General features: G+C 62.9%; 14 protein-coding genes and 2 tRNA genes. 2 read left to right on the top strand and 14 right to left on the bottom strand.

The window, feature by feature from the left end:
* Positions 1–563 precede the first annotated feature (563 nt).
* The 4 genes from LXE91_RS12420 to LXE91_RS12405 form a co-directional block, all read right to left on the bottom strand.
* Positions 564–1,589 (bottom strand): IS110 family RNA-guided transposase, encoded by a 1,026-nt coding sequence (locus LXE91_RS12420; protein ID WP_278068085.1) that lies wholly within the window; start codon positions 1,587–1,589, stop codon positions 564–566.
* 121 nt (positions 1,590–1,710) lie between these two features.
* Positions 1,711–2,922: an outer membrane protein assembly factor BamC gene (gene bamC, locus LXE91_RS12415; protein WP_039371451.1), complete on the bottom strand. Its 1,212-nt coding sequence runs from the start codon at positions 2,920–2,922 to the stop codon at positions 1,711–1,713.
* A gap of 141 nt (positions 2,923–3,063) precedes the next feature.
* Positions 3,064–3,140: transfer RNA gene (locus LXE91_RS12410), tRNA-Pro, on the bottom strand.
* Between the two features lie 149 nt (positions 3,141–3,289).
* Positions 3,290–4,003, bottom strand: a complete 714-nt coding sequence (locus LXE91_RS12405) for a class I SAM-dependent methyltransferase (protein WP_039371448.1) — start codon at positions 4,001–4,003, stop codon at positions 3,290–3,292.
* 474 nt (positions 4,004–4,477) lie between these two features.
* On the opposite strand from LXE91_RS12405, the gene LXE91_RS12400 reads away from it, so the two are divergent.
* Positions 4,478–5,215 carry a tyrosine-protein phosphatase gene (locus LXE91_RS12400; protein ID WP_260851880.1) on the top strand — a complete coding sequence of 246 codons (738 nt, stop codon included), beginning with the start codon at positions 4,478–4,480 and terminating at the stop codon, positions 5,213–5,215.
* A 340-nt stretch (positions 5,216–5,555) separates the two neighbouring features.
* Entirely contained in the window at positions 5,556–7,766 is a 2,211-nt protein-coding gene (locus LXE91_RS12395; protein WP_278068084.1) for a hypothetical protein, read from the top strand.
* Between the two features lie 79 nt (positions 7,767–7,845).
* On the opposite strand, the gene LXE91_RS12390 is transcribed toward LXE91_RS12395, so the two are convergent.
* The 10 genes from LXE91_RS12390 to LXE91_RS12345 all read right to left on the bottom strand — a co-directional run bounded on the left by LXE91_RS12390 (position 7,846) and on the right by LXE91_RS12345 (position 18,393).
* The gene (locus LXE91_RS12390; protein WP_039371439.1) at positions 7,846–8,259 is read right to left on the bottom strand and encodes a MerR family transcriptional regulator; all 414 of its coding nucleotides are present in this window, start codon (positions 8,257–8,259) and stop codon (positions 7,846–7,848) included.
* A gap of 59 nt (positions 8,260–8,318) precedes the next feature.
* Positions 8,319–8,705 (bottom strand): integration host factor subunit alpha, encoded by a 387-nt coding sequence (locus tag LXE91_RS12385; protein ID WP_006486093.1) that lies wholly within the window; start codon positions 8,703–8,705, stop codon positions 8,319–8,321.
* Between the two features lie 72 nt (positions 8,706–8,777).
* On the bottom strand, positions 8,778–11,207 hold the full coding sequence (gene pheT, locus LXE91_RS12380; RefSeq protein WP_039371435.1) for a phenylalanine--tRNA ligase subunit beta: 2,430 nt from the start codon (positions 11,205–11,207) through the stop codon (positions 8,778–8,780).
* 96 nt (positions 11,208–11,303) lie between these two features.
* The gene (gene pheS, locus LXE91_RS12375; RefSeq protein ID WP_006486107.1) at positions 11,304–12,317 is read right to left on the bottom strand and encodes a phenylalanine--tRNA ligase subunit alpha; all 1,014 of its coding nucleotides are present in this window, start codon (positions 12,315–12,317) and stop codon (positions 11,304–11,306) included.
* A 148-nt stretch (positions 12,318–12,465) separates the two neighbouring features.
* Positions 12,466–12,825, bottom strand: a complete 360-nt coding sequence (gene rplT, locus LXE91_RS12370) for a 50S ribosomal protein L20 (RefSeq protein ID WP_004192938.1) — start codon at positions 12,823–12,825, stop codon at positions 12,466–12,468.
* A 29-nt stretch (positions 12,826–12,854) separates the two neighbouring features.
* The gene (rpmI, locus tag LXE91_RS12365; protein ID WP_004191477.1) at positions 12,855–13,052 is read right to left on the bottom strand and encodes a 50S ribosomal protein L35; all 198 of its coding nucleotides are present in this window, start codon (positions 13,050–13,052) and stop codon (positions 12,855–12,857) included.
* A 189-nt stretch (positions 13,053–13,241) separates the two neighbouring features.
* Entirely contained in the window at positions 13,242–13,766 is a 525-nt protein-coding gene (gene infC / locus LXE91_RS12360) for a translation initiation factor IF-3 (protein ID WP_071734130.1), read from the bottom strand.
* Positions 13,767–13,815: 49 nt separating this feature from the next.
* A complete protein-coding gene (gene thrS, locus LXE91_RS12355) occupies positions 13,816–15,723 on the bottom strand; it encodes a threonine--tRNA ligase (RefSeq protein ID WP_039371425.1) in 1,908 nt (635 codons plus the stop codon).
* Positions 15,724–15,994: 271 nt separating this feature from the next.
* Positions 15,995–16,071 (bottom strand) — tRNA-Val (locus LXE91_RS12350).
* Positions 16,072–16,158: 87 nt separating this feature from the next.
* Positions 16,159–18,393: a RelA/SpoT family protein gene (locus LXE91_RS12345; protein ID WP_039371422.1), complete on the bottom strand. Its 2,235-nt coding sequence runs from the start codon at positions 18,391–18,393 to the stop codon at positions 16,159–16,161.
* Positions 18,394–18,412 lie beyond the last annotated feature (19 nt).

The following is an 18,412-nucleotide window of genomic DNA, read 5'->3' as shown; positions in this document are numbered from 1 at the left end:
TCATCAGTTGCGCCGACGCTTGTCGCGTCGACATTCGAAGACATCGATACCGTTGATCGAGCGCTCGCGGCGCACCTCCGATATCTGACGTCACCCTCCCTGTTCAACAATTCCAACATATAAAGCAGGTTGCGTGCCAACCGCCACGAATCAACTAGCCCATTGATTTATAAAGACAAATTTTTGACCACCGACGATGCGACACGGGTTTTTCCGCCGTAACGCGCGGATGTTACGTAACGTCACGAAGAGTGACTGAACGTCCAGCACACGTGTGCGCCGGCGAGTGGCCAAGAAAAATCTATGGTCAGCCCGATTTTTGCAAGCGAGGCAGTGTTGACCTAAAGTGGACTTGCTCGAATCTATCCGGGGTCGCGGATGGGAAAGATCCCGCCCCATGATGGGAGCCGCGCCGGGCAAACCTCAAAAAGCCCACAGCATTGAGGTGCTGTTTTTTGTGTCAGGTTACTTGCCCGGCCGTTGAGTCGTTTATGCCTTCACGTATCTCGCGTCGCAAAACCAGAGGTGACTACTGAAACTGAAGCCGTAAGCGATAGGAAGCGTCAGACTGAGGGAACAGCCTCGATGCTCCGGTAGTGTGTCCCTTTGGCGAGGATGGCCCAGGCGATCCTCGCCAGTTTGTTGGCCAGGGCACAGGCCACCACGTTCGAGTGTCGCCGCGCCAACAGGCTGCGAATCCAGACGCCCAATGCATCCGTGCGGTGCTCGATGCGCTGCATGATGGCCCGCGCACATTGCACCAGCAATCGTCGCAGTTCCTTGTCGCCACGCTTGCTGATGCCCAGTAGCGTTGGTTTGCCGCCGGTGCTGTACTGCCGCGGCACCAGACCAACCGAAGCTGCAAACTGCCTTGCTGAGCCATATTGCTGGGCATCGCCCAACTCAGACATCAACACGCTGGCGGTCATCGGGCCAATGCCAGGAATCTCGAGCAGTCGTTCACTGCGTTCATCCTCGTGTAGCTGGGTAAGCAACTCACGTTCGAGCTGGTGGATCTGCTCGTCCAGATACTTGAAGTGCGCCTGCAAACGTTCGAGCACGACCACCAGCCTCGGCGGCAACGATTCTGCCTCGAGCACGGCAGGCAGTCGCCGGATCACTGCCATGCCGCGCGGCAAGCTGATACCGAACTCCAACAGAAACGCATGAATCTGATTGATCGTGCCGGTGCGGTCACGCACCAGCCGCTCGCGCACACGGTGCAAGGCTGAAACGATTTGCTGGGCTTCGTTGTGCGGGCTCACGAAACGCATGCTCGAACGAGCGGCTGCTTCGCAGATCGCACGGGCGTCCGCGAAATCGTTCTTGTTGCCTTGCCGGAACGGTTTGACGAATTGCGGAGAAATCAGCTTGGCCTCATGGCCCAGCGCTTGAAGTCGACGTGCGATCCAGTGAGCACCGGCGCAGGCCTCCATGACCACAATGCAACGCGGAAAATTGCCCAGCAGCGTGAACATCTGGCTACGCGTGAGCTTTTTACGGAACACCATCCTGCCTGACGCATCCTGTCCATGCAGGTGGAAGCAGTGCTTGCCGAGATCGATTCCGATCAGCGATACCGTGTCCATGATGGCCCTCCAGAAGGACAAAATCCTCACTCAGCGTAGTCCACTGAGTGAGGATCGGGCTGACCATCCTATTAAGCCCGCCATGTGGCGGGCTTTTCATCGATGCGGAGAAACGTCGAAATCAGCGGAGCTGATTCACGAGCAACCCCATGATCTGGCGAGCCGGCGACGACGTGTCGATCGCACCCGAATCGTCGACTACCGCCACGCGCGTCTGGTCGGCCGTGAGTGCCTTCACGTTGACACGGTACTGCTTCGCCTGCTTTTCCTTCTTGCCATGGAACAACTGGCTCCAGAAGCCCTGCTCGGCCGAAGTCAGATCCTTCGGATCGACATAACGCACGAAATACAGGCCCTTCGAGCGATCACGATCGTCCACCGTGAAGTTCGCACGATCTAGCGCGAGACCGACGTGCAGCCATGACCGGTCGTACGGCTCGCCGAGCGTGACTTCCGACGGGACGGCAGCATCGGCCGCATCGTTGCCTTGCGCCGACGTGCGGGAGACGTTTTGCGCGGCAATCGCTGCAGCAGCCTTCGACGATGCGTCGTCGGCCTTCTTGTCCTTGGCCGCCGGCACCGTGTTGTCCTTGATGTTCGCGATCGGCGGCTCGCCGTTCTTCGCGCGCTGCTCGTTCTGTGCGAGCACGGCCATCAATCGCTTCAGGTATTCGGTCTCGAGCGCCGGATCGTTCGGCTTCGCTTCCCACTTGCTCGAATCGTTGTTCGAGCCCGTGATCGCTTCGCGCATCCCCTTCTGGCTGATGAACACGTAAGTGCCGCCATTCGGCGCCGAATCGAGACGCGTACGGTACTTGTTGCGCTCGGCCGTCACGTACGAGTTGCCCATCGCCTTCGAGATCACGCTACGGATCAGGCCGTCGTTGATCTGCGGATGGGTTTCGTTCCAGTCGGTTTCCATCACGCCCTTGTCGCGCTGGTCGACGACGAGCAGGAAGCCCTGTTCCTGCCAGAAGCGGCGAACCTGCGGCCAGACGTCGGCGGGCTGCTTGCCGTCGATCACGAGCCAGCTCTCGGTGCCGTCGCGCTGGATATGCATGCCGGCGACAGCCGGAGCAACGGTGTCCAGCGCAGGCGCTGCCTGCTGGACCTGCTGAAGCGCGGACAGGGAAGTCGCGCCGCCCTGGGGCGGCAGCGAGCGCTGATCGGCCGTCTCGTCGAGCATGTTGGGCGGCACTGCGAGCGACGCTTCCTTCGATTTCGAATCGCTCTTGTAGTCCACTTTCGTGGGCGACGACGTACCGCAACCGGCGACGAGCGCGCCGGTTGCGAGCACTGCAGCGAACCGCATGGTAAGACGAAGATCAGTCATGTTCGGGGAATCCTCTTCCGCTAAATCACGGCGCTTTCCGTGGATCAACCTTGCATTTTACCGGGGCCGCGCCGCGATGTGCAAAAAAGCGACCGGCAAGAAAAAACCCGCGTCAGCTTGAACTGACGCGGGTTCTTTGTCTGGTCGGGGCGAGAGGATTTGAACCTCCGACCACCTGCACCCCATGCAGGTACGCTACCAGGCTGCGCTACGCCCCGAAAGAAAAAAATTATAACAGACAGTTTTCCGATTTAGAACGGGTCGCATGCATTTTGGGAACATTCTTGTGAAATTTTTTGGCGTGAGGACGCCGAGGCGAGCAACGACGGGGCGATTTGCGCACCGATTACACGCCCGCACCTCGCATTCACCGCTTGCGCGCAACACAGATGACCGTCAGCCCGGCGACGCGGTTGAAACGGAATATCGGTAACTCGATCCGGCAGATAGACTTGAGCAGGCCGTTAACGAGCGGATGGTGACGACGCAATTGCGACGCCGGCTCGCTCGGCTGCCGGCGCACCCGCTCGCCGAGCCGCAGCGCTGCCGCAAGCGGAAACGTGAGACCGAAATAATAGGCGCCGTGTTCGACCTCGAGCCCCGAGCGACGCACCACGTCCTCGAGACTGCCGAGCGTATATCGGCGCTTGTGCTCGAGAAAATCGTCATGACCGCTCCAGAGAAACTGGAACGCGGGAACCGTGATCAGAAAGCGGCTGCCCGAAGGCGCGCCCTTTACGTACTGCGTGAGCAGACCGACATCGTCGTCGACATGCTCGAGCACGTCCATCAGCAACACGAGATCGGCATCGAATCGGTCAACGGATCGCCGAAAGTGGATGGGCTTGCCGGACGCCTCGCCGTCGGTATCGTCGGCGTAGCTCGTATCGACACACCACGCCTCCGTCGCCTGCGTACGCTCCAGCAAATGCTTCGAGAAGAAGCCTGAGCCGGCACCGACATCGAGTATCCGGTTCGCGCCCGGCGCCCCCAGGAACCGACGGATCGCACTCGCCTTCGACGCGTAGTACCAGTGATCGCCCACGCCCGCACCCAATACGTCGACTTCCTTGAGATCCATGACGTTTCCCCGTGATGGCTACTGTGCTTTGGTCGATACAGCCACTGATGCCGATCTTACCTCGCTGTTGCCGCCGATCCCACCTGTCGACAACGCACATTCGACACCGCTGCTCCACATTGCGACCTAATCGAAAAGGACGATGGCCGGTTCGCCGTAAATCGCTACCGTGCGGTTACCCGGTGCGAGATCGATGCGCACGGGCGGACCGTCCGACTGCATGTCGATCGATCCGGCTGCCCCGGGCTCTGCGGCATCGCGTAATACGGGGGGCGGCTTCGGAGACCACCGCAGTCGCGACCTCTTGTAACCGTCTCCGACACAGGGCATTGAATGCATCAGAAAAACGAAATTACCCGTCGACATTTTCTCCGGCTGGGCACCGGTACGATAGGCATGGCGCTGGGAAGCGCATCGCTTCTGTCGGCATGCGGAGGCGACTCGATTTCGGTCGCGCCGGTCACGACACCACGGTTGCGTTCCGCATCGAATTTTCGCGACACGGCCGGGCCGGACGGAACCGGCTACGTGACAACGAGCGGCGCGAAGATGAAAAAAGGCGTGATCTATCGTTCATCCGCGCTCGCGCTGTCGGCCGCGGACATCGCCATCGTCGGCACGCTCGGCATCAGGCAGGTCCGCGACCTGCGCACGCCCGCCGAGATCAAGACGCAACCGGATGTGCCGCTGGCCGGCGCCGCCTGGCAAAACCTCAACGTGCTCGGGGCTGCCGGCATCGATCCGATCCCGACCACCGGCGCCACCGCGACGGCATTCATGTCGAGCATGTACCGCGCGTTCGTCACGTCGGACACCGCGCATGCCAGCTACCACGCGCTCTTCACCGGCTTCGCTGGCTCAGGCGAAAACCTGGTGTTCCACTGCACGGCAGGCAAGGATCGCACGGGCTGGGCAACCGCGATCCTGCACACGATCCTGGGCGCGTCCGAACAGACGATACTCGCAGACTATCTGCTGACGAACGTCTATAGTGCATCGGAAATCGCAGCGTCGGTCGTCCAGGCCAAAAAAGCCGGCGGGCAAAATGCGGCAGACATGATGGCCGTGCTTCAAGGCGCGCACACCGACTATCTGCAGGCAGCGTTCGACCAGGTCACCGCCTCATACGGCTCGATGGCGTCGTATATCTCGAACGGGTTGCAGCTCGACCAGGCGACGCTGGACGCAATCCGGCAGCACATGCTGGTTTGATCAAGGGCTGCTGCGACGGGGCCTGTTCGCCCCATCGCCTCGACCGCCGCGGCCGCTACCCGTCGCATCCGGCGAAACCCGCATCGGCCAACGCTGCAGCGGATTTTCCCGCTTGCTGAAACATTCGCCGACGACGGGCCGCGCAAACCAAACGACCGTTTGATTCAGCCGCCCAACCACCCCGAATCCATTGTCCCGAAGCCCGCCGGACCGCCGCACCCCGGCGCCCGTTGTTTGGTAACGCCGCTCTAGGGCGCTATGCCACACTGCACGGCATCGACGCTCGCGCCGTGCAGTGGTGCGCGCCGCCGTCGATCACGACAAGACATGGAGACAGACGATGCGGAATGCGGTCCGGCGCGGCCATCGCTCGCCTTTGGCAATTTTCGACTGGATTTCCGGCCCGCCACGCGCGGGCCGCCCCATCTCGCCCACGAGGTCCCGCGTGTTCGGCTGCGGCGTGCTGGCGCTCGCGCTGCTGTGCGCCGGTTGCGCGGAATCATCCGCGCAGCGTGACGGCAACACGTCGGTCGCGTCGACGAAGATCGAACGCACCAAGGCCGAACGTCTCGCCCGCGAGCAGCAGATCGCACGCACCGTGCCGTCGCTCGCATCGATCAACCTCACGCAACCGCGCCCGTTCACGCTGCGCGACTCGGGCCAGAACGGCGCGATGACGTTCTTGCGTGACGTCGATTTCCGCATCGTCAACAACCTCGGCTTCTTCATCCATCAGTTGTCGGCCACGCTGGTACCGACGCAAGCCGGCGCGCCGATCGTGTTCGACGATCCGACCAGTTTCCAGATCGACGTGCACGAAGGTACGGTCACGCTCGACGACGCGAAGCTCACCGCCCTCTTCAACACGTACATCTTCGGCTACCGCAACGCGCCGCTGCGCAGGCTCGCCGTTTCGGCCGGCGACGGCGTGATTCACCTGCAAGGCGAGATGCAACGTGACGGCTGGGTGCCGTTCTCGCTGACCGGTACGCTCGCGATCCGTGACGGCAGCCAGCTCGTGTTCCATCCGACGGGCGTGCGCGTATCGGGCATCAACGCGCAGCCGGTGATGCGCGCGGCCAACGTGAAGATGGCCGACCTGCTGAAAGTCCAGACGCCGATCGCGCAGCTCGCCGGCGACGATCTCGTGATGTCGGTCGACAAGCTGATGCCGCCGCCGCGCCTGAAGCTCACGATCACCGCGCTGCGCGTGACGCCCGCCGGCCTCGACCTGAAGCTCGACGACGGCACGCATGCCGGCTTCGCAATGCCCGCGAACGCACCGCAACAAGCGATGTACATTCGCGGCGGCGACGTGAAGTTCATGCGCTCGATGCCGATGAATGCGGACATCCTGATCGGCCCGGTCGATTCCACGAAGCGTGACCAGACTTTCGTGTTCGACCTGTATCACTATCGCGACCAGGTGTCGGCCGGCTACTTCAATTTCGACGAAAGCGGCGCGATGGCGATCCGGATGCCTTCGTATGCGGGCCCGGCCAGCGGCGCGTTGCTCGGCAACGCGGCCGCGCGCCTGAACGACAGCTTCCTCGCCGCGCAACAGAATGCGCTGCGCGACATCCGCCAGCACTGGGAAGCCTACGCACTCGCGGCGAACCCCGCCCACCCCGGCATGCAGAAGGTCGCGATGCGGCGCACGTCGACCACGCCGTTCAACGAACGGCACGTGTCGAACCGCAACCCGACGATCCATCTGCGCAACGTCGACTTCAACCTGTCCGGGGATATCGGCTTTCACGTCGAGGACCTCGACGTGGAACTCGTATCGAAGCGGCCCGGCGAACCCGTCGATCTCGACGATCCGAACCAGTACGACATCCGCATTCTCGGTGGCACCGTCGTCGAGTCGTGGAAGGCGATGTCCGCGCTCTTCAACGACTATCTGCTCGACTACTCACCCCGCTCGCTCAACGACCTGCAACTGAGCGCGGACGGCACGAACCTGCGCGTCCTGGGCGGCATCAAGCTGTGGAACCACGTGCCGGGCGTCTGGCTGCCGACCGACATGAAGGGCACGCTGTCCGTGCTCGACGACCGGCATCTCGCGTTCAAACCGTCGCAGGTGTCGGTGCTCGGCATCCCGCAGGCGAAACTGCTGCGTTCGCTCGGCATCGAGCTCGCTTCGCTGACACCGTTGCAGCGCCGCGGCGCGGAACTGCGTGGCGACACGCTCGTGCTCGACCAGTACACCGTGTTCCCGCCACCCGTGCTGAACGGCAAGCTCGGACAGGCAACGGTCGAGCGCGACGGGCTGCGCCTCACGTTCAGGCGCGTGGCAGGCGCGCCCGCGCCGCAGCGGCCGCAGATCGATGCACCGAGCTACATGTGGATGGAAGGCGGCGACATGAAGATGTTCAACGTGCTCGAACTGAACGTGCGCGCGCTGATCCGGAATTCGGCCGAGGCCGGCCCGATGCGTTTCGACCTGTACGACTACCGCAACCAGGTCGCGCAAGGCTCGGTGCGGATGCTGCCGGACGGCACGCTGGTCGTCGACATGGGGCAGAAGAATCCGCTCGCGTCGCGCTGAAACGCGCGCGACACGCATGAAAAAAGCCCGGTGGCACGCCGCCAACCGGGCTTTTCATTTCATCCTTCGCGCTTCGCGCTCAGTCGTGCTTCAGTCCGTCGATCACGTCGAGCAGCGCCTGTCGCAATGCAATGACGTCGACGGTCGAGCCCGCCCTGCCTGGCACGCGCGCATCGGTGGCCTGCATCTCCGGCTCGACGGGTGCCGCCGCGGCCCGCTCGCCGGCCGGCGAATCGAGCCGGTTGCGCGCGCCGTTGATCGTGAATCCCTGCTCGTACAGCAACTCGCGAATCCGCCGGATCAGCAGCACTTCGTGGTGCTGGTAATACCGGCGATTGCCACGCCGCTTCACCGGCCGCAGTTGAGTAAATTCCTGTTCCCAATAACGCAGCACATGCGGCTTGACCCCGCAAAGTTCGCTGACTTCACCGATCGTGAAGTAGCGCTTCGCGGGAATCGGAGGCAAGACGACTTTCTCAACCGTAGTGGTCATCGTCGGTTAACCGTCGGTAAAGGGTGCGCGGCGGCCGCGCGGGTGCGTCAGCGGGGGGCTTACTCCGCGCCGTTTTCGACCAGCGCCTTCAGCTTCTGGCTCGCGTGGAAGGTTACCACCCGGCGGGCCGCGATCGGAATCGCCTCGCCCGTCTTCGGATTGCGGCCCGGACGCTGCGGCTTGTCGCGCAACTGGAAATTGCCGAACCCCGACAGCTTGACGCTCTCGCCGTTTTCGAGCGCGTCACGGATCACCTCGAAAAACGCCTCGACCATGTCCTTCGCTTCACGCTTGTTCAGCCCGACGCTGTCGAACAGCAGCTCCGCCAGCTCCGCCTTCGTCAGCGTGGGCGTCTCGGTGGACGCCGGCGCCGAAGCGTCGCGGTTCATGGCGCTGCGTTGCGCCGTCAGGAGGGCTTCGAATTCACTCGAGGTCATGTCGTTCATATCTGCCATACAGCGCGTTAAATCAAAACTTACGATCGGAACAGGCCGCCCGCGAGCGGGCGGACCTCTTCCTTAGCCGCGCAGGCGCGCACCGGTACGAGCCATCCGCTCGACCAGCGTCTGGATAGCCTGATCGACGACCTCGTCCTGTAGCGTGCCAGCCGCGTCCTGCAGCGTCACGCGGAAGGCAAGGCTCTTCTCGTACGCGGCAAGACCACCGGAAGTATTTGATTTTGCACGAAATTCGTCGAAGAGTACAACCTTCTGAACGAATCGGCAGGCCTCTTCGGCAAGCGCCTTCTTCATTTCGTCGAAAAGTGCCTGAACCTCGACCGCCTGATCGACGACAACGGCGATATCGCGACGAACCGGCGGGAATTTCGATACGTCGGTCGGCGTGGGCAACGCACGTGCAATCAGCGCGTCCGCGTCGACCTCGAACATCACCGGCGCGTGCGGCAGTTCGTACTTCTGCATCAGGCGCGGGTGCAGTTCGCCGATCCAGCCGACCGCACGGCCATCGACTTCAATGCGCGCGCTGCGGCCCGGATGAAGGGCCGGATGCTCTGCCTTCACGAAGCGTGCGGTCGCGGGTGCGAGCAGTGCCTCGAGATCACCCTTCACGTCGAAGAAATCGACCGCGCGGGTCGCCGTGCCCCATTGCTCGTCGAGGGCCGGACCGTAGGCAAGCGCACCGACGCGCTTCGGCTGCACGTAGCCCTCGACCGTCAGCTCGCCGGCCTTCGCCGCCGTATCGGTGAGGAACACGCGGCCAGCCTCGAACACGCGCACGCGATCCGCGCGGCGGTTCAGGTTGTGGCGCAGCACGGAAATCAGGCTGCCGAACAGCGTCGTGCGCATCACCGACAGCTGGCTCGCGATCGGGTTCAGCAGGCGGATCGGGTGGTCGTTGCCCGCGAAATCCTGCTCCCACTCCGCATCGACGAAGCTGAAGTTGACGGTTTCCGCGTAGTCGCGCGCGGCCAGCGCGTGACGAATGTCGTGGATCGAGCGACGCGTCTCGTTGGTCGCGCGCATTTCGCTCGTCGCGACCGGCGGACGCGCCGGGATCTTTTCAAAGCCGTAGATGCGCGCCACTTCCTCGATCAGGTCTTCCTCGATCTCGATGTCGAAGCGATGCGACGGCGGCGTGACGAGGAACGCGTCGTCTTCACGTTCGAACGGCAGGCCGAGGCGCGTGAAGATGCTGGCGATCTCGTCGGCACCGATCTGCACGCCGATGATGCGGTTCGCGCGCGATACGCGCATCTTCACCGGCGCGCGCTGCGGCAGGTTCACCGCCTGATCGTCGACCGGGCCGGCCTTGCCGCCGCAGATCTCGAGAATCAGTTGCGTGATGCGCTCGACGTGCTCGACGGTCGTCGCGTAGTCGACGCCGCGCTCGAAGCGATGGGCCGCATCGGTCGAGAAGTTGTACTTGCGCGCGCGGCCGCGGATGCTGTCCGGCCACCAGAACGCGGCTTCCAGGTAGATATTGGTCGTATCGAGCGTGACGGCCGTGCTGTCACCGCCCATGATGCCGGCCAGGCTTTCGACCTGCCGGTCGTCCGAAATCACGCCGACCGTTTCGTCGAGTTCGACCGTGCTGCCGTTGAGCAGCTTCAGCGATTCGCCGCGCTTGCCCCAGCGCACTTCGATGCCGCCGTGGATCTTGTCGAGATCGAACACGTGCGACGGGCGGCCAAGCTCGAACATCACGTAGTTCGAGATGTCGACGAGCGCCGATACGCTGCGCTGGCCGGAACGCTCGAGGCGCTCGACCATCCACTGCGGGGTCTTCGCACGCGCGTTCACACCGCGGATCACACGCCCCGAGAAGCGGCCGCACAGATCGGGCGCGGCAATGCGCACCGGCAGCGTTTCGTCGAGCTCGACGCGCACCGGGCGGATGTCGACCGGCGTCAGCGGTGCGCCGGTGATCGCAGCCGTCTCGCGGGCGATGCCGAACACGGACAGGCAGTCGGCCTTGTTCGGCGTCAGCTTGATTTCGAAGATCGTGTCGTCGAGGTTCAGCGTCTCGCGGATGTCCTGGCCGACCGGCGTGTCTTCCGGCAGCACCAGCAGGCCGCTGTGATCCTCGGACAGCTTCAGCTCGCGCGCCGAGCACAGCATCCCCTGGCTCTCCACGCCGCGCAGCTTCGACAGCTTGATCGCGAACGGCTTGCCGCCCTCTTCCGCCGGCGGCAGTTCCGCGCCGACCAGCGCGACCGGTACCTTGATGCCGGGCGCGACGTTCGGTGCGCCGCAGACGATATTCAGCGTCGCGCCGGTGCCGGCGTCGACCTGGCAGACATTGAGCTTGTCCGCATCCGGATGCTTGACGACTTCGAGCACGCGACCGACGACGATCTTCGACGTCGGCGGCGCAGCCTTGCTCAGCGATTCGACTTCGAGCCCCGCCATCGTCAGCGCGTGCGACAGTTCGTCGGTCGTCAGCTGCGGGTCGACAAAGGTTCTCAACCAGGATTCAGGGAATTGCATGGATGTCTACGTTCGAAACAGGTTAGATCGACGCCCGGGCCCCTCGGAAACGTCCGTCGGGGCGTGCACGGGCACAGGTCGGCGCGGCGCGCGGCGTTACGCGAACTGGCGCAGGAAACGCAGGTCGTTCTCGAAGAACAGCCGGAGATCCTGGACGCCGTAGCGCAGCATCGTCAGGCGCTCGAGGCCGCTGCCGAACGCAAAGCCGATGTAGCGCTCGGGATCGAGGCCCATGTTGCGAATCACGGTCGGATGCACCTGCCCCGAACCGGAGATCTCGAGCCACTTGCCGGCGTTCTTGCCTTGCTCGAACATCATGTCGATCTCGGCCGACGGTTCCGTGAACGGGAAATACGACGGACGGAAGCGCACGAGGATGTCGTCGCGCTCGAAGAATTTTTTCAGGAAGTCGGTATAGACGCCCTTGAGGTCGGCGAAGCTGATGTTTTCGTCGATCCACAGCCCCTCGACCTGATTGAACATCGGCGAGTGGGTCGCATCGCTGTCGACGCGATACGTGCGGCCCGGCGCGATCACCTTGATCGGCGGACGGTTCATGCGCGCGTAACGCACCTGCATCGGGCTCGTGTGCGTGCGCAGCAGCAGCTGGCGGCCGTCGGCATCCTTGCCTTCGACGTAGAAGGTGTCCTGCATCGAACGCGCCGGGTGGTTCTCAGGGCTGTTCAGCGACGTGAAGTTGTACCAGTCGGTCTCGATTTCGGGGCCGTCGGCCACATCGAAGCCGATCGAGCCGAAAATCTGTTCGACACGCTCCCACGTGCGCATCACGGGGTGCAGGCTGCCTGCACCGGCGCCGCGGCCCGGCAACGTCACGTCGATCGCTTCGGCAGTGAGTCGCTGATTCAGCAGCGCGTCGGCCAGTGCCTGGCGACGGGCGGTCAGCGCGGCTTCAACCTGCTGCTTCGCGACGTTGATGCGTGCGCCTTCGGTCTTGCGTGCTTCGGGATCGAGCTTGCCGAGGCCCTTCAGCAACTCGGTCAGCGCACCCGACTTGCCGAGAAATCGTGCTTTCTCGTTTTCGAGCGTGGTGATGTCGGCAGCCTGTTCGAAGGACTGCTGCGCGTCGGCGACAATCTGGTCCAGATCCATAGATCCCATCATTTCCAACGTCATTCGGTCTTGGCGAGCGAAATCGCCCACCAAACAAAAAAGGGGCTCGGAAGAGCCCCGTTTTCGCTGCAGCGGCCGAGACTACCGGAACCTCGCTGCAACTAACCACGCAGTGCTAATTTCGCAATTAGGCTGCAACGGCGGCTTTCACCTGCTTGACGATCGCAGCAAAAGCAGCCTTGTCGAACACCGCCATGTCGGCCAGCACCTTACGGTCGAGTTCGATCGACGCCTTCTTCAGGCCGTTGATGAACACGCTGTAGGTCATATCGTGCTGGCGAACTGCCGCGTTGATACGCGTGATCCACAGTGCGCGGAACACACGCTTCTTGTTGCGGCGATCGCGGTACGCGTACTGACCAGCGCGCATCACCGCCTGCTTGGCGATGCGGTAGACGTTATTGCGACGGCCGCGATAACCCTTGGCCAGGTTGATGATCTTCTTGTGGCGGGCCCGTGCGGTTACCCCACGTTTGACTCGAGGCATGTTTCTCTCCTTAGAGTATCAGTTAGGGGTTACGCGAACGGCAGCATCGCGCGGACGGAGTTCAGATCGGAATCATGAACTGCCGTTGCGCCGCGCAGGTGACGCTTGTTCTTCGTGGTTTTCTTGGTCAGGATGTGACGCTTGAAGGCTTGACCGCGCTTGACGGTACCGCCCGGACGCACCACGAAGCGCTTTGCAGCACTCTTCTTGGTCTTCATCTTAGGCATGACGAACAACTCCAGTTTATTAGATGGCGATGGGTGTGCGGTTGGCTTGCGCCCTTGACCCGCCCTTCGAAACCCAGTCCACTTGTGTACGGCGGACCGCTTGCGCAGCCGCCGTCATTGTTGGCACGCCGCCCTGACCGGGCAACGCGCCGAACCACTGCGAACCTGCGCGCGACGCGCGCGGGCTCGTTACTTCTTTTTCTTCGGCGAGAGCACCATGATCATCTGGCGCCCTTCCATCTTCGGCATCTGCTCGACCTGGCCGACTTCCTCGAGATCCGTGCGCAGACGCTCAAGCATCCGCATACCGATTTCCTGGTGAGCCATTTCACGGCCGCGGAAACGCAACGTGATCTTCGTCTTGTCGCCTTCTTCGAGGAAGCGCACGAGATTGCGGAGCTTGACGTTGTAATCCCCGTCATCGGTACCCGGCCGGAACTTGACTTCCTTGACCTGGATGACCTTCTGCTTCAGCTTCGCTTCGTGCTGCTTCTTCGATTCCTGGTACTTGAACTTGCCGTAATCCATCAGACGGCAAACCGGGGGAACCGCTTGCGGCGCGATTTCCACCAGGTCAACATCCAGTTCTTCCGATTTACGGAAAGCATCAGCGAGTTTTACGATACCGAGCGGTTCGTTCTCGATCCCGACCAGACGCACTTCCGGCGCAGTGATTTCACCGTTGATGCGGTGCGACGACTTATCAGTAGCGATGTTACGTTTCCTCTAAAAATTAAAAAAACGAGCCGCGCTGCCAGGGCGGTTACTTGAACGAGCGCAGGTCTTCCTGCAGACGCTCAACGAAGGCTTCGACCGGCATCACGCCAAGATCGACGCCGCCACGGGCACGCACGGCTACCGTTTGCGCATCACGCTCCTTGTCCCCCACGACGAGGAGATAAGGCACCTTTTCCAGCGTGTGCTCGCGTATTTTATAGCTAATCTTCTCATTGCGCAAATCTGCCACCACCCTAACCCCTTGTTTTTGCAACGATTGGGCCAGCGATTGCGCATATTCGGCCTGACTTTCGGCGATATTGAGCACAACTGCCTGGAACGGCGCGAGCCAGGCCGGCATCGCACCAGCATGGTGCTCGATCAAAATGCCGAGGAAACGCTCCATCGAACCGACGATCGCCCGGTGCAGCATCACCGGACGGCGACGGCTGCTGTCATCCGCGACGTACTCGGCGCCGAGGCGCTCCGGCAGGACCATATCCAGCTGCAGCGTGCCGCACTGCCACGAACGGCCGAGCGCATCCTTGATGTGGTACTCGATCTTCGGACCGTAGAACGCACCTTCACCCGGCAGCTCTTCCCACGTGAGGCCGCAGGCCGTCAGCGCGTCGCGCAGGCCCTGCTCGGCGCGATCCCACGTCTCGTCCGTACCCGCACGCTGGTCGGGGCGCAGCGACAGCTTGATGTCGATGTGATCGAAACCGAAGTCCTTGTACACGCTCATCGCCAGCGTGTTGAACGCGATCGATTCCGAGATGAACTGGTCTTCCGTACAGAAGATGTGCGCATCGTCCTGCACGAAGCCGCGCACACGCATCAGGCCGTGCAGCGCGCCCGACGCCTCGTTGCGGTGGCACGAACCGAATTCCGCGTAACGCAGCGGCAGGTCGCGATACGAGCGCAGGCCGTGCTTGAACACCTGGACGTGGCCCGGGCAGTTCATCGGCTTGATCGCGTAGTCGCGCTTCTCCGACTCCGTCGTGAACATGTTCTCGCGGTAGTTCTGCCAGTGACCCGACGCTTCCCACAGCGAGCGGTCCATGATCATCGGCGTCTTGATCTCGAGGTAGCCGGCTTCGTTCACGCGGCGGCGCATGTACTGCTCGACCTGCTGCCACAGCGCCCAGCCCTTCGGATGCCAGAACACCATGCCCGGCGACTCTTCCTGCATGTGGAACAGGTCGAGCTGCTTGCCGAGCTTGCGGTGGTCGCGCTTTTCCGCTTCCTCGAGCATGTGCAGGTACTGGTCCTGGTCTTCCTTCTTCGTCCAGGCCGTGCCGTAGATGCGCTGCAGCTGCTCGTTCTTCGAATCGCCGCGCCAGTATGCGCCCGCGACCTTCATCAGCTTGAAAACCTTCAGCTTGCCGGTGGACGGCACGTGCGGGCCGCGGCACAGATCGGTAAAGCCGCCGTGCGAATACAGCTTGATTTCGTCGCTTTGCGGAATCGATTCGATGATCTCGGCCTTGTACTTCTCGCCGATGCTGCGGAAGTAGCCCGCCGCTTCGTCACGCGACACGACACGGCGCGTCACGGGCTCATCCTTCTTCACGAGCTCCTGCATGCGCTTTTCGATCTTCTCCAGATCTTCGGGCGTAAACGGCCGGTTGTACGAGAAGTCGTAATAGAAACCGTTGTCGATCACCGGGCCGATCGTCACCTGCGCGTCCGGGTACAGTTCCTTCACCGCGTACGCGAGCAAGTGCGCCGTCGAGTGACGGATGATGTCGAGGCCATCGGCATCCTTGTCGGTCACGATCGCGAGCGACGCATCGCGGTCGATCACGGTCGACGTATCGACGAGCTCGCCATCGAGCTTGCCACCAAGCGCAGCCTTCGCAAGGCCGGGACCGATCGAGGCAGCAACCTCGGCAACTGTCACCGGATGCTCGTATTGTCGAACTGAGCCGTCAGGCAAGCGTATCGAAACCATAGCAATCTCCGTGATGCCGACAGTGGGCGGCAGACCAGGTGCGCGACGTAAAAATCACGCGGGAAAATTTCGCGACAAAAAAAATGCGGCCCCGCTTTCGAGGGGCCGCATTCGATACTTCACTCAAACTGAAAGGGCGAAAGGGTTCCTCGACTAGCGTCGCTCCGAAAAAGTTTCGGTCAACGTTCGCGGTGTCATAACCGTATTCGCCTTGTTCGCGTTGAGTTATTTGCTGCATCGAACACCCGGAGGCCGGGCATTCTCAATTCGTTGGTAGGCTCGATTGGACTCGAACCAACGACCCCCACCATGTCAAGGTGGTGCTCTAACCAGCTGAGCTACGAGCCTAGTGAAGCTAAGATTATATGGAGACGTTACCCGCTTGGCAAGGATTTTTATGCGGTCGCAGCAAAATAACGGTGTTCGAACCCCACATCACGCCTTCCGCCCCGCCCGCACGACGCCCTGCACCTCACCAAGCAACGTGCACGCGCGCTGCACCTGCGCCGAGTTCGACACCTCGACCGTGAACTGCATGAATGCCGCATTGCGGCGGCTCTGCGTCTTCACGCCGACCACGTTCATCTTCTCGCGCGCGAACACTTCGGAGATGTCACGCAGCAATCCTTGCCGGTCGCTCGCTTCGATCATCAGGTCGACCGGATAGACGGACGCACCGCGCCCACCGAGCACGTCGGCCGACCAGGTCGTCTGCAGCACGCGCTCCGGCGCACGCTCGACCATCCGGCGGAACGTCGGGCAATCGGTGCGGTGGATCGACATCCCCTTGCCGCGCGTGACGAATCCACTGATCGGATCGGGCGGCGCCGGACGGCAGCAGCGTGCGAGCTGGGTCAGCAGCGCGTCGACACCCACGACCAGCACACCGGTCGACGCGCCATGCGCCACGCTCGCGCCACTGCTGCGCTTCTCGAAATCGGCAGGCGCCTCGGGCACCGGTTCGGGCGGCGGCGCATCGGACAGCGCGTGCTCGACATTGCGCAGGCTGAACTCTTCCTTGCCGACGACCGAGAACAGCTCCTCCGGCGACTTGAAGCCGAGCTTCGCAGCGAGATTGTCCAGGCTGACCGACGTCTTGCCTTCGCGTTGCAGCGTCTTTTCGACGAGCGCGCGGCCATGCGCGACGTTTTCTTCCTGCTCGATCGAGTTGAACCACGCCCGCACCTTCTGACGGGCGCGCGGGCTCTTCATATAGCCGAGCTGCAGGTTCAACCAGTCGCGCGACGGCCCGCCCTCCTTCACCGCGACGATCTCGACCGTCTGGCCGTTTGCGAGCGGCGTATTGAGCGGCACCATCGCGCCGTCGACGCGTGCGCCACGGCAGCGATGCCCAAGCTCGCTGTGCAGGTGGTACGCGAAATCGACCGGCGTCGCGCCCTGCGGCAACGCGATCACGCGCGCCTGCGGCGTCAGCACGTAGATGTGATCGTCGTCGAGCGACGTCTCGCGCAATTGCGCCCACGCCTTGTCGCCCGACTTTTCCGCGCCGTCCTCGACGTCGTCCTTCCACGCGAGCAACTGGCGCAGCCATGCAATCTTCTCGTCGTACTTGTCGCTTGCCGAGAACTGGCCGCCGTAGCCGCGCGCGCCGGCTTCCTTGTAGCGCCAGTGGGCGGCGACGCCGTACTCGGCGAAACGGTGCATCTCCTGCGTGCGGATCTGCACTTCGAACGCGCGGCCGTCGTCGCCGATCACGACCGTGTGCAGCGACTTGTAGCCGTTCGGCTTCGGCCGCGAGATGTAGTCGTCGAATTCCTTCGGCACCGGCTGCCACAGGTGATGCACGATGCCGAGCACCGCGTAGCAATCCTTGATGTCCGGCACGATCACGCGAAACGCGCGCACGTCGTACAGCTCGGAGAAGTCGAGTTCCTTGCCGCGCATCTTGCGCCAGATGCTGTAGATATGCTTCGGCCGGCCGCTCACGTCGGCCTGGATGTGCGCGTCCGCCAGCTCCTGCTGCAACCGGTCGATCGCCTGCGTGACGTACGCTTCGCGCTCGATGCGTTTCTCGTCGAGCAGCTTCGCGATCCGCTTGTAGGTGACGGGGTCTTCGAAGCGGAACGCGAGATCCTCGAGTTCCCACTTCAGTTGCCAAATACCCAACCGGTTCGCGAGCGGCGCATAGATCTCGAGCGTCTCGCGCGCGACGTCGGGCGGCGGGTCGATCTTCGCGGCCGCGTAGTAGCGCAGCGACTGCAAGCGCGACGCGAGCCGGATCAGCACCACGCGGATGTCTTGCGCGAACGCAAGCAGCATCTTGCGCAGCGCCTCGATCTGCGTGCGCCGCTCTTCGGCCGCATCGCGCCCGGCATCGGCCCCCGCGTTCTGCGCGGCACGCAGGCTGACGGTGCCGAGCCGCAACAGCTTGCGCACGTCGGACACGAGCCGCGCCACTTCGTCGCCGAAACGCTCGGTGAGCTCGCGCTCGGGGTCGCTCAGGTGCGGCGTCAGCACGAACAGCGCGGCCGCCTGCATCGCGGACGGATCGACGTTCAGCGTGCGCATGATCGACGCCGTGCCCGCCGAGTGATCGGCGAGCAGTTCGCCCGACGACAGGCGCACGTCGCCAGCCCGCTCGCGCACGAACGCGAGCACGTCGTCGAACGACGGCCCCGCGACGGGAGAAGCGGAAACGGGTTCGGTCATTGCACGGCCTGCCGGAATG

This window comes from Burkholderia contaminans (genome assembly GCF_029633825.1).
GTDB classification, from domain to species: Bacteria; Pseudomonadota; Gammaproteobacteria; order Burkholderiales; family Burkholderiaceae; genus Burkholderia; species Burkholderia contaminans.
The sequence above is the reverse complement of the archived record's forward strand: the minus strand, read 5'-3'. Positions and strand labels throughout refer to the sequence as shown.

Excerpts from the sequence above, each read along its gene's own strand:
- LXE91_RS12420 (WP_278068085.1), bottom strand. The coding sequence starts at position 1,589 with ATGGACACGGTATCGCTGATCGGAATCGATCTCGGCAAGCACTGCTTC.
- bamC (WP_039371451.1), bottom strand. The coding sequence starts at position 2,922 with ATGACTGATCTTCGTCTTACCATGCGGTTCGCTGCAGTGCTCGCAACC.
- LXE91_RS12405 (WP_039371448.1), bottom strand. The coding sequence starts at position 4,003 with ATGGATCTCAAGGAAGTCGACGTATTGGGTGCGGGCGTGGGCGATCAC.
- LXE91_RS12395 (WP_278068084.1), top strand. The coding sequence starts at position 5,556 with ATGCGGAATGCGGTCCGGCGCGGCCATCGCTCGCCTTTGGCAATTTTC.
- LXE91_RS12390 (WP_039371439.1), bottom strand. The coding sequence starts at position 8,259 with ATGACCACTACGGTTGAGAAAGTCGTCTTGCCTCCGATTCCCGCGAAG.
- LXE91_RS12385 (WP_006486093.1), bottom strand. The coding sequence starts at position 8,705 with ATGAACGACATGACCTCGAGTGAATTCGAAGCCCTCCTGACGGCGCAA.
- pheT (WP_039371435.1), bottom strand. The coding sequence starts at position 11,207 with ATGCAATTCCCTGAATCCTGGTTGAGAACCTTTGTCGACCCGCAGCTG.
- pheS (WP_006486107.1), bottom strand. The coding sequence starts at position 12,317 with ATGGATCTGGACCAGATTGTCGCCGACGCGCAGCAGTCCTTCGAACAG.
- rplT (WP_004192938.1), bottom strand. The coding sequence starts at position 12,825 with ATGCCTCGAGTCAAACGTGGGGTAACCGCACGGGCCCGCCACAAGAAG.
- rpmI (WP_004191477.1), bottom strand. The coding sequence starts at position 13,052 with ATGCCTAAGATGAAGACCAAGAAGAGTGCTGCAAAGCGCTTCGTGGTG.
- thrS (WP_039371425.1), bottom strand. The coding sequence starts at position 15,723 with ATGGTTTCGATACGCTTGCCTGACGGCTCAGTTCGACAATACGAGCAT.
- LXE91_RS12345 (WP_039371422.1), bottom strand. The coding sequence starts at position 18,393 with ATGACCGAACCCGTTTCCGCTTCTCCCGTCGCGGGGCCGTCGTTCGAC.